The organism is Xanthomonas sp. SHU 166 (assembly GCF_000364685.1).
GTDB classification, from domain to species: domain Bacteria; phylum Pseudomonadota; class Gammaproteobacteria; order Xanthomonadales; family Xanthomonadaceae; genus Xanthomonas_A; species Xanthomonas_A sontii.
The window spans coordinates 1-10,032 of the sequence record NZ_AQOJ01000177.1; the positions used below are offsets into that span (position 1 = coordinate 1).

The following is a 10,032-nucleotide window of genomic DNA, read 5'->3' on the forward strand; positions in this document are numbered from 1 at the left end:
CGCAGCCGCCACGGTGACACCGCCAGCACCCGTGCGCCGCAGCGCGCCGCGGCCCGCCGCAGCGGCGCGTGCTCGCCCTGCGGGCGCAGCGAGATCAGGGTCCAGGTCGGGGCGGCGGTTGCATGCGCGCTCATGCCAGGCATTATGCGAGCCCCCACCGGCAGCACAATCGCATCATGGCAGCGGATCTTTCCTTCGAGGCGTTCCTGCAGCAGTTGCAACGGCAGTTCCAGGCCATGCCGCCGGTGGCGGCGCTGCAGGTCGCCGTGCACGAGTATGCCGAGCAGCGCCTGCAACTGGTCGCACCACTGGCGGCCAACCTCAACGACAAGGGCAACGCCTTCGGCGGCAGCCTGGGCTCGGTGATGACCCTGGCCGGCTGGGGGCTGGTCAACTGCGAGCTGCACCGCGCCGGCCTGCAGGCCGACGTCTACGTCGCCGACAGCCAGGTGCGCTACCTGGCGCCGCTCTACGCCGATCTGCATGCCCAGGCCAATGCCGATGCGGAGGCCGACTGGGCCGTGTTCGTGAATACCTTCCGCCAGCGCGGCCGCGCCCGCATCGGCATCCAGGCCCAGGTCGGCGCGCCCGGCGCGGCGGCGGCGGCGACCCTGAGCGGTCGCTTCGTGGCCCTCGCCAAGGGGTAGGATGCGCGGATCGCGCGCCCCGCGCGCCGCCACCTGGACGCCGCCATGCCCTCGATGTTCCGCGCGCTCGCGCTGCTGTTGCTGCTGGGCTGGACCGGCGCGGCCGTGGCCGGCAGCCGCGTGCAACAGCGCAAGCTCGACGATCTGCAGACCGCCTACGCCGCGGCGGTGCGCTGGAGCGAGTTCGAGACCGCCTGGCAGGTGGTCGACCCGGCCTACCGCCAGGCGCATCCGCTGACCGACCTGCAACTGGAGCGCTACCGGCAGATCCAGGTCTCCTCCTACAAGGTCGGCGGCGGCGCGGTCGGCGACGGCGAGGCGCTGCGCGAGATCGAACTGGGCGTGATCAACCGCAATACCCAGGCCGAGCGCATCGTCCGCTACCGCGAGCGTTGGCGCTGGGACCCCGAGGCCAAGACCTGGTGGCTGCAGGACGGCCTGCCGGACCTGTGGAACGGCCAGTAGCGCGGTCGCCGAGCTGTGCGACAATCGGCGCCCGCTTCCAGCCCCCGAGTCCCGTGAACTTCGAAGAACTGCTGGCCTTCGCCGGCCGCAACCCGATGCTGGCCCTGGCCCTGGTGGGCCTGACCATCGCCCTGATCGTCACCGAAGTGGCGCGCCTGTTCCGTGGCTACAAGAGCCTGCGGCCGGCGGAGCTGACCCGCCTGATCAACGCCGGCAATGCGGTGGTGGTCGACCTGTCGGCCTCGGCCGATTTCGAGAAGGGCCACATCGCCGGCAGCCGCAACGCCACCGCCAGCCAGTTCGGCCCCGAGCACAAGCTGGTGGCCAACGCCAAGGCGCAGCCGGTGGTGCTGGTCTGCCGCACCGGCACCACCGCCGACGGCGCCGCCAAGCAGTTGAAGAAGGCCGGCTTCGAGCAGGTCTACGTGCTCGAGGGCGGCATCGCCGCCTGGCAGCAGGCCGAGCTGCCGCTGGTCAAGGGCCGCTGAGACACCGCGTCCGGTCCGACCTCGAGGGGCGCGGCCGGCGTGTGATAATCCCGTTTCTTTCTGTTACCGAATCCACCGGAGTCAAGCAATGTCCGACCTCACCAACAACGGCGCCGCGGCGCCGGCCGACGCCGCGGCCGGTCCCGCTTTCACCATCGAGAAGATCTACGTCAAGGACGTGTCCTTCGAGTCCCCCAACGCGCCGTCGGTGTTCAACGACAACGCGCAGCCGGAACTGCAGCTCAACCTCAACCAGCGCGTGCAGCAGCTGAACGAGCAGGCCTTCGAAGTCGTGCTGGCCGTGACCCTAACCTGCACCGCCGGCGGCAAGACCGCCTACGTGGCCGAAGTGCAACAGGCCGGCGTGTTCGGCCTGGTCGGCCTGGACCCGCAGGCGGTGGACGTGCTGCTCGGCACCCAGTGCCCGAGCATCCTGTTCCCGTACGTGCGCTCGCTGGTCAGCGACCTGATCCAGGCCGGCGGCTTCCCGCCGTTCTTCCTGCAGCCGATCAACTTCGAGGCCCTGTACGCCGAGACCCTGCGCCAGCGCGCGCAGCAGGGCGAGGGCCAGTCGCTGGCCGATTCGGAGCCGGCCGGCAACGCCTGAGCGCGTTCGCCGTTGCGCATGCGCGATAACGCCAAGAAGAAGATCGCCGTCCTCGGCGCCGGCTCCTGGGGCACGGCGCTGGCGTCGCTGACCGCACGGCACGGGTATCCGACCGTGCTGTGGGGCCGCGACGCCGTGGTCGCCGAGGCCATCGGGCAGCGCCACGAAAACCCGCGCTATTTGCCGGGGATCGCGCTGCCGGAGGGCCTGCAGGCCACCACCGACCTGGCGGCGGCCATCGACGGCGCCGACTGGATCCTGGTGGTGGTGCCGTCGCATGCGTTCACCGACACCCTGCAGCAACTGGCGCCGCTGCGCCCGGCGCAGGCCGGCGTGGCCTGGGCGACCAAGGGCTTCGAGCCCGGGTCCGGGCGGTTCCTGCACGAAGTGGCGCAGGAGATCCTCGGCGAGGACGTCCCGCTGGCGGTGGTCACCGGTCCCTCCTTCGCCAAGGAAGTGGCCCTGGACCTGCCGACCGCGGTGACCGTGCACGGCGATGCCGCGTTCGCGCAGCAGGTCGCCGACGCCATGCACGGCCCGACCTTCCGCGCCTATACCGGCGACGACATGGTCGGCGCCGAGCTGGGCGGGGCGATGAAGAACGTGCTGGCGGTGGCCACCGGTGTGGCCGACGGCATGGAACTGGGCCTCAACGCCCGTGCCGGCCTGATCACCCGCGGCCTCAACGAGATGCTGCGGCTGGCCGCGGCGATCGGCGCCAAGCCGGAAACCCTGATGGGGCTGGCCGGACTCGGCGACCTGGTGCTCACCTGTACCGGCGACCTCTCGCGCAACCGTCGGCTGGGCCTGGCGCTGGGCCGTGGGCAACCGCTGCAGGAGGCGGTGCGCGCGATCGGTCAGGTGGTCGAGTCGGTGCAGACCGCCGACGAGGTGATGCGCCAGGCCGAGCGCCACGGCATCGATCTGCCGATCTCCAACGCGGTGCGCGCGGTCCTGCATGGCGAGCTGACCCCGGCGGTCGGCCTGCAGCAGCTGCTGGCGCGCGAACAGAAGCCCGAGTACCCGACCACCTTGTTCAGTTGATCCGGCTGCCGCCGGACACGAAAGCGCCCGGCCTGGCCGGGCGTTTGCGTGTCTGCATATCCGTGGGTCAGCGATGAGCCGGATCGGCAGGCAAAAAAAAGCCCGGTCGTGGGACCGGGCTTTCCGAACCGCGCGCGGCGGGAGAGAGAGACGACGCGCGCGGCGCTAGGCAACGCTTACCAGCTGAAGCGCGGGCCGACGAACCATTCCTTGTCGCCGTGGCGGTCCATCTTCAGGTCGGCGCTCAGGCCCCAGTTCTGGTTCAGCTTGGCCTGGGCGCCCAGACGGCCGTAGAAGGTGCCTTCCGGATTGACGCCGTCCTTCTTCAGGTAGTCCTCGTAACCACCCAGGGCATAGACTTCCAGGTACGGGTTGAACGCGGTGCGGATACCCGCTTCGGCGCTCCAGCCGTTGAACTTGGTGCCGTATTCCGGGGCGAAACGGTTGTAGGCCACGCGGGTCACCAGGTCGGTGCTGGTCGCGATCTCGTGGTTGTAGCCGGCGCCGACGCGCCACTGGTCGACGCGTGCGTCGGCAAAGTCGGTCTTCTGGCGGTTGAAGTCGCCGAACACGCTGAAGTTCGGGTGGAACGCGTAGGAACCCTTGACCGCCCAGCCGTCGGCATCGCCGCCGCTGGCGTCGGTCTTGACGTAGCCGGCTTCGGCATAGTTGTAGGAAAGGCCTTCGGCGGCCGAAGCGGCGAACGGCAGGGTGGCCAGGAGGCCGAGAGCAAGCAGAGAGGTCTTCATAATCGGGGTACCTTCGTTATTGGTTTGTCGGCGCTGAGGCGTGGGGCCGTTCGCTGCCGATATGTAAATTATCCGTTAGCGACCCGAACTCGCCCTGAATCCCAAACCGACCAGTCCATAAATTAAACGCCCCGTTCAGGCGCTCGCGATGCAGTGTTGTGATGCGCGCCGTTGCATTCCAGGCAACAGGGAATTTCAGGACTGTCAGCGCAGGTGGCGACGCCCACCGCGTGCGAGCGGCACGCTACAGCGCGGCAAGCGTCTCGATCGCCGCGCGGACGCGTTGCCTGTCCATGGGCACCACCGAGCGGTGGATGGTCGCGCCTTCGATGAAGGCATCGATGGCGGCGGATGCGGCGACGGAGAACTGCGTTTCCAGGGCGGCCCGGCTCCTGGCCATCCACTGCTGCATGATCGCGGTCATCTCCGGATGCCGGCGGGCGAACGCATACAGTTCGTAGCTCAGCAGCAGCACCCGCGGGGACGCCGTCCCCTCGGCGAAGATGATGTTCACCACCGCCTCGCAGGCCTGGTCGCGGTTCTGCGCGGTGCGGATTTCGGCAGCGAAGTCGGCGGACACGTCTTGGGAGAAGCGGGTGAACGCGGCGACCAGCAGGTCGTGCATCGAGCCGAAATAGTAGGTGGTGGCGCTGAGCGGAACGCCGGCTTCCTCGGCGACCTTGCGGAAGGTGGTGCCGGTGACGCCGTGATCCAGGATCACCCGCAGCGCGGCCTGCTCGATCGCTTCCTTCCGGTGCGGATCCTGGCGCCAGGTCCTGCCGCTCATGCCTGTCCAACGCTGTCTCGACGAAGGCCGATGATCGCAGGTCGCGGTTGACGCCTCAATTGGCACAGATGTACAAATTCGCCGATGAGGTCGACGAAGGCCATCGCCGCGATGGCGCCTCCGAAACAGCGACGTGAGGAGCAGAGCGATGGCGAATCGCGGGGAGCAGGACGTGGATACCGGTCGTCGGGCGACCCTGGGTGGGCTCGCCGCCGGCAGCGTCGTGCTGGCGAGCGGTGCGTGCGCGGGGGCAACTTCCGGCTGGGAGGCGGGCACCTGGCTCAACGCGCCCAAGGTCCATCGGATCCTGCCGGGCGGCGTGCTCGAGGTCGTCACCGACAAGGGCGGCGATTTCTGGCGCGAAACCCATTACGGGTTCACCCGCGACAGCGGGCATTTCCTCGGCATCGCCGCGCCTGCGCGCTTCACCTGCCAATTGCGCGTGCGCGGCAAGTTCGAACAGCTCTACGATCAGGCCGGCCTCATGGTGCGGGTCGACGAGCGCCGCTGGGTCAAGGCCGGCATCGAACTGAGCGATGGGCGGCCGATGCTCAGCAGCGTATTGACCGACGGCCGTTCGGACTGGGCCACCGGCCCGTACGAAGCGGACGCGTCGGATTTCTGGATGCGCGCCACCGTGGACAAGGGCGTGCTGCGCCTGCAGGTCTCGCGCGACGGGAGATCCTGGCCGCTGGTGCGGTTGTGCCCGTTCCCGGTCGCCTCCTCCTACCTCGTCGGCCCGATGACGTGCACGCCGGAACGGGAAGGATTGAAGGTCCGCTTCTCCGACTGGAGCCTGGGGCCGGTGCTGGGCAAGGACCTGCACGATCTGTCCTGACGCCTGCAGTGCCGCGGCGCGTGCTGCGCCAGCGATGCAGCGATAGAACATCGGATGGCGCGTTGCCAGGCGACGCGCGCCGTACGCTCAGTCGGCGCCGGGAAAGCCCAGTTGCCGCCACGCCTCGAACACCACCACCGCGACCGCGTTGGACAGGTTGAGGCTGCGGTTGTGCGGCTGCATCGGCAGGCGCAGGCGCTGCGCGTCGGGCACTTGCTCCAGCACCGTGTCCGGCAGGCCGCGGGTTTCCGGGCCGAACAGGAAGGCGTCGCCGTCGGCGAAGGCGGGCGTGTCGTAGCGGGTGCTGCTGCGGGTGCTGAGGGCGAACAGGCGGCGCGGGGCGATGGCCTGCAGGGCCGCATCCAGCGATGCATGGACCTGCAATCGTGCGTACTCGTGGTAATCCAGGCCGGCGCGCTTGAGCTGACGGTCGCCGAGGTCGAAGCCCAGCGGCTCGATCAGGTGCAGTTGCGCGCCGGTGTTGGCGCAGAGACGGATGACGTTGCCCGTGTTGGGCGGAATTTCGGGCTGGTACAGCAGAACATGCAGCGTTGGGGTGGCGATCATCGGCGCAGTGTACGCGCCGGCGCGGAGGCCTTGGTGCCGATTCAGCGCACCAGGCCGACCGCCAGGTCCTGGCCCAGCTTCTGCAGGCTCGGCTGCAGCTGCAGCATCGCGGTGTCCAGCGTCTCGCCGACCACGTCGCCGATCGCCAGCATGCTGCCCATGTCCGCATCCGGACGCACCTGCACGGTGGCCAGGGTCACCACGTGCTGGCTGGCGGCCTGCTCCTGGTTGCGCTGGGCGAGCTGCTCGGCCGAGGGGCGTACCTGCACCGCCGCCAGGGTGGCGATGCGGCTGGACAGTTCGGCGTCGCGCTGGGCGATCTGCTCGGCGGAGGGGCGCACCTGCACGGCCGGCAGGGTGGCGATGCCGCTGGCCTGTTCGATGCTGCGCTGGGCGATCTGCTCGGCGGAAGGGCGCACCTGCACCGCATCCAGGGTGGTGATCTGCGTGGCGGCGAAGGATGGCGCGGCGAGCAGGGCGGCGATGGCGGCGGTCAGGAGCAGGGCGGTGGTCTTCATGGTGGGCCTCATTGGTGTTGTTGATAAGTGGTGTTGTAGTAAGGTAGTACACCTAATCAGGGGTTGCAAGAACTTTTTTGCGCTCGGCAGTTTTATTAAGCTTGCATTCACAAGATCGGATGGACTTCTGTGTTTGAGGATTTGCAAGCAGGCCGCGTGCCAACTTCAAGTTGCTGTATTTGAAGGGAAATTTTGCCGCTCAAAGTGTCCGGGGGCGGACACCCGGGCGCTCGCGTACGCCGGACGCGGACAGCGCGGCGCCGTCCGCGGCGGCAGCCGACCCGCTGATGGGTTGGGGGTGACGCCGTTGCAGAAGGGCGTCAGCGACAACGGCGGACTGCGCGCCGTGCGGTACGCCCGGTACGATCGGCGTTCACCGGCTGTTTCACTCGCCCCAAGGAAGAAGGAATCCGCATGACTGTCTCGACCCGCCCGCGTGGCGCCCTGCTGGCCGTCGCCCTGTCCGTCGCGCTCGGCGCATTGAGCTACGCGCCGCCTTCGACGGCGGCCAGGCCCGCTGCCGCCGCGTCGGTGGATATCGCCTACGAGCAATTCACCCTGCCCAATGGGTTGCGGGTGGTGGTGCACACCGATCGCAAGGCGCCGATCGTGGCGGTCAACCTCTGGTACCACGTCGGCGCCAAGGACGAGCCGGCCGGGCGCACCGGGTTCGCGCATCTGTTCGAGCACCTGATGTTCCAGGGCAGCGAGAACCACCACGGCGAGTTCTTCGAGCCGTTCAAGCAGGTCGGCGTCACCGACCAGAACGGCACCACCAACAGCGACCGCACCAATTACTTCGAGAACGTGCCGACCACCGCGCTGGACATGGCGCTGTGGATGGAGTCGGACCGCATGGGACACCTGCTCGGCGCCATCGATCAGGCGGCGCTGGACGAGCAGCGAGGAGTGGTGCAGAACGAGAAGCGCCAGGGCGAAAACCAGCCTTACGGGCAGGCCTGGAGCCGGCTGAGTCGCGCGCTGTATCCGGCCGGCCACCCGTACCACCACACCGTCATCGGCTCGATGAACGACCTCAACGCGGCCTCGCTGGCCGACGTGAAGCAGTGGTTCCGCACCTGGTACGGTCCCAACAACGCGGTGCTGGTGCTGGCCGGCGACATCGACGTGGCCACGGCCAAGGAGAAGGTGACGCGCTACTTCGGCGACATCCCGGCCGGCCCGAGCATGGCCCAGCCCAAGGTCGACGTGGCCCAGCGCAGCCAGTCCACCCGCGAGACCATGACCGACAAGGTGCCGCAGACGCGGATCTATCGCGTCTGGAACGTGGCGCAGACCGGCACCGAGGACGTCGACCGCCTGCAACTGCTGGCGCAGGTGCTGGGCGGCGCCACCTCTTCGCGGCTGGACCGGCGCCTGGTCCACCAGGACAAGCTGGTGGATATGGTCAGCGCCTCGGTCTGGCCGTCGCAGCTCGGCTCCGGCTTCGGCATCATCGCCATGGTCAAGCAGGGCGTGGACCCGGCCAGGGTCGAGGCGGCGATCGACGAGGAACTGCGCCGGCTGCTGGACAAGGGGCCGGACAAGGCCGAACTGGCGCGCGCCAAGACCGCCTTCCGCGCCGGCTTCATCCGTGGCGTCGAGCGCATCGGCGGCTTCGGCGGCAAGGCCGACGTGCTGGCCGAGTGCGCGGTGTACACCGGCGACCCCGGCTGCTTCCGTACCTCGCTGGCGACCATCGCCGAGACCCGCCCGCGCGATCTCACCGCCGTCGGCCGCAAGTGGCTGGGCAAGGGCGACTACACCCTGCTGGTGCAGCCGGGCGAACGCGTGGCGCAGGCCGAGGAGCCGACGGTGCAACCGGCGCCGCTGAATCCGCCGCCGGTCGATCCCAAGTACCGCACCCTGCCCAGCGTGGTCGACCGCAGCGCCGGCCCGCCCAAGACCACCCAGTTTCCGAAACTGACGTTCCCGACGCTGCAGCGCGCGACGCTGAAGAACGGCACCACGGTGATCCTGGCCGAACGCCACGAGGTACCGGTGGTGCAGTTCAGCTACGAGTTCCAGGGCGGCTACAGCGCCGACCAGGGGCGCAAGCCGGGGACGGCCAACTTCACCATGGGCATGCTCGACGATGGCGCCGGCGAGCGCGATGCGCTGGCGTTCGCCGATGCGGCCGAGGCATTGGGGGCGTCGCTGGCGGCCGGCGCTGCGCTGGACGGCAGCAATGCCTACCTGTCGGCGCTGAAGGAGAACCTGGCGCCGTCGCTGGCGCTGTACGCGGACATGCTGCGGCGGCCGCGCTTCGCGCCGAACGAGATCGAACGGGTCCGCGCCAGCTGGATCGCCAGCATCCGCCAGGAGAAGGCGCAGCCCAACGGCGTGGCGATGCGGGTGCTGCCGCCGCTGCTGTACGGCGTCGGCCATCCCTACGCGATGCCGTTCAGCGGCATCGGCACCGAGGCGGCGATCGCGGCCCTGCAGCGCGAGGATCTGGTCGACTTCCACCGCGACTGGGTGCGTCCGGAGCACGCCACCCTGATCGTGGTCGGCGACACCACCCTGGCCGAGATCGTGCCGCTGCTGGACGCGCAGTTCGGCGACTGGAAGGGCGAAGGGACGGCGCCCTCGGTGCCGGTCCCGACCCGTGTGGCGCGGCCGGCCAAGCCACGCGTGTACCTGATCGACCAGCCCGGCGCGGTGCAGGCCAACCTGTTCGCCTCGGAACTGGTGCCGCCGACCACCGATCCGGCGGCGGTCCGCTTCGACATCGCCAATGGCGTGATCGGCGGCGACTTCACTTCGCGCCTGAACATGAACCTGCGCGAGAACAAGCACTGGTCCTACGGCGCGCGCAGCGGCGCGGCCAGCGCCCTCGGCCAGCGGCCCTGGACCGCCTCGGCCCCGGTGCAGATCGACAAGACCGCCCCGGCGCTGCAGGAGATGTACAAGGAGATCAGCGTCTTCGCGAGCGGCAAGGCGCCGCCGACGGCGGAGGAGGTGGCGCGCATCCGCAACATCCAGACCCTGAGCCTGCCGGGCGCCTACGAGACGGCCAGCGCGGTGATGGGCGCGATCGGCGGCATCGTCCGCTACGGCCGCCCCGACGACTACGTGTTCAAGCGCAAGGCCGAGATCGAGGCGATGACCCCGGCGCAGGTGCGCGAGGCGGCGTCGATGCTCGACCCGAACACCTTGACCTGGGTGGTGGTGGGCGACCTCAAGCAGATCGAGGCGCCGGTGCGCGCGCTGAAGCTGGGCGAGGTCACCGTGATCGATGCCGACGGGGTGCCGCAGGGCGCGGCGGCGGCCCCGGCGCCGCGCTGAGTGCGGCAGGTGCGCGTCGGCGATGGCCGGCGCG

The 10,032-nt window shown here is 69.3% G+C and carries 11 protein-coding genes and 1 pseudogene; 7 read left to right on the forward strand and 5 right to left on the reverse strand.

Annotated features, from left to right (window positions below; all coding sequences use genetic code 11):
• Positions 1–143: pseudogene (locus tag D180_RS23395) on the reverse strand (uroporphyrinogen-III synthase); the annotation flags it as partial.
• 33 nt (positions 144–176) lie between these two features.
• Here D180_RS23395 and D180_RS06455 point away from each other — a divergent pair.
• The 5 genes from D180_RS06455 to D180_RS06475 all read left to right on the forward strand — a co-directional run bounded on the left by D180_RS06455 (position 177) and on the right by D180_RS06475 (position 3,251).
• Positions 177–647 carry a YiiD C-terminal domain-containing protein gene (locus tag D180_RS06455; protein WP_017912146.1) on the forward strand — a complete coding sequence of 157 codons (471 nt, stop codon included), beginning with the start codon at positions 177–179 and terminating at the stop codon, positions 645–647.
• Between the two features lie 45 nt (positions 648–692).
• Positions 693–1,112, forward strand: a complete 420-nt coding sequence (locus D180_RS06460) for a hypothetical protein (RefSeq protein ID WP_017912147.1) — start codon at positions 693–695, stop codon at positions 1,110–1,112.
• Between the two features lie 53 nt (positions 1,113–1,165).
• A complete protein-coding gene (locus D180_RS06465) occupies positions 1,166–1,600 on the forward strand; it encodes a rhodanese-like domain-containing protein (RefSeq protein WP_017907746.1) in 435 nt (144 codons plus the stop codon).
• Between the two features lie 88 nt (positions 1,601–1,688).
• Complete coding sequence (gene secB, locus D180_RS06470) at positions 1,689–2,207, forward strand: protein-export chaperone SecB (RefSeq protein WP_017907745.1); 519 nt, start codon at positions 1,689–1,691, stop codon at positions 2,205–2,207.
• Between the two features lie 18 nt (positions 2,208–2,225).
• Positions 2,226–3,251, forward strand: coding sequence for an NAD(P)H-dependent glycerol-3-phosphate dehydrogenase (locus D180_RS06475; RefSeq protein ID WP_017912148.1), 1,026 nt, complete (start codon positions 2,226–2,228; stop codon positions 3,249–3,251).
• A gap of 176 nt (positions 3,252–3,427) precedes the next feature.
• Here the strand turns inward: D180_RS06475 and D180_RS06480 are convergent, their stop codons facing one another.
• Both D180_RS06480 and D180_RS06485 read right to left on the reverse strand, forming a co-directional pair.
• Positions 3,428–4,000: an Ax21 family protein gene (locus tag D180_RS06480; RefSeq protein ID WP_017907743.1), complete on the reverse strand. Its 573-nt coding sequence runs from the start codon at positions 3,998–4,000 to the stop codon at positions 3,428–3,430.
• 244 nt (positions 4,001–4,244) lie between these two features.
• Complete coding sequence (locus D180_RS06485; RefSeq protein WP_017912149.1) at positions 4,245–4,787, reverse strand: TetR family transcriptional regulator; 543 nt, start codon at positions 4,785–4,787, stop codon at positions 4,245–4,247.
• A 148-nt stretch (positions 4,788–4,935) separates the two neighbouring features.
• On the opposite strand from D180_RS06485, the gene D180_RS06490 reads away from it, so the two are divergent.
• Entirely contained in the window at positions 4,936–5,625 is a 690-nt protein-coding gene (locus D180_RS06490) for a DUF1349 domain-containing protein (protein WP_017912150.1), read from the forward strand.
• Positions 5,626–5,712: 87 nt separating this feature from the next.
• Here D180_RS06490 and D180_RS06495 read toward each other — a convergent pair whose 3' ends face one another.
• Both D180_RS06495 and D180_RS06500 read right to left on the reverse strand, forming a co-directional pair.
• Positions 5,713–6,192 (reverse strand): tRNA (cytidine(34)-2'-O)-methyltransferase, encoded by a 480-nt coding sequence (locus tag D180_RS06495; protein ID WP_017907740.1) that lies wholly within the window; start codon positions 6,190–6,192, stop codon positions 5,713–5,715.
• Between the two features lie 41 nt (positions 6,193–6,233).
• Positions 6,234–6,710, reverse strand: coding sequence for a hypothetical protein (locus D180_RS06500; RefSeq protein WP_017912151.1), 477 nt, complete (start codon positions 6,708–6,710; stop codon positions 6,234–6,236).
• 414 nt (positions 6,711–7,124) lie between these two features.
• On the opposite strand from D180_RS06500, the gene D180_RS06505 reads away from it, so the two are divergent.
• Positions 7,125–9,998 carry a pitrilysin family protein gene (locus D180_RS06505; protein ID WP_017912152.1) on the forward strand — a complete coding sequence of 958 codons (2,874 nt, stop codon included), beginning with the start codon at positions 7,125–7,127 and terminating at the stop codon, positions 9,996–9,998.
• The last annotated feature ends 34 nt before the right edge of the window (positions 9,999–10,032 follow it).

Coding starts and splice junctions, on each gene's coding strand:
- D180_RS06495 (WP_017907740.1), bottom strand. CDS start 6,192: ATGATCGCCACCCCAACGCTGCATGTTCTGCTGTACCAGCCCGAAATT.
- D180_RS06475 (WP_017912148.1), top strand. CDS start 2,226: ATGCGCGATAACGCCAAGAAGAAGATCGCCGTCCTCGGCGCCGGCTCC.
- D180_RS06455 (WP_017912146.1), top strand. CDS start 177: ATGGCAGCGGATCTTTCCTTCGAGGCGTTCCTGCAGCAGTTGCAACGG.
- D180_RS06460 (WP_017912147.1), top strand. CDS start 693: ATGCCCTCGATGTTCCGCGCGCTCGCGCTGCTGTTGCTGCTGGGCTGG.
- D180_RS06500 (WP_017912151.1), bottom strand. CDS start 6,710: ATGAAGACCACCGCCCTGCTCCTGACCGCCGCCATCGCCGCCCTGCTC.
- D180_RS06480 (WP_017907743.1), bottom strand. CDS start 4,000: ATGAAGACCTCTCTGCTTGCTCTCGGCCTCCTGGCCACCCTGCCGTTC.
- D180_RS06485 (WP_017912149.1), bottom strand. CDS start 4,787: ATGAGCGGCAGGACCTGGCGCCAGGATCCGCACCGGAAGGAAGCGATC.
- D180_RS06490 (WP_017912150.1), top strand. CDS start 4,936: ATGGCGAATCGCGGGGAGCAGGACGTGGATACCGGTCGTCGGGCGACC.
- secB (WP_017907745.1), top strand. CDS start 1,689: ATGTCCGACCTCACCAACAACGGCGCCGCGGCGCCGGCCGACGCCGCG.
- D180_RS06505 (WP_017912152.1), top strand. CDS start 7,125: ATGACTGTCTCGACCCGCCCGCGTGGCGCCCTGCTGGCCGTCGCCCTG.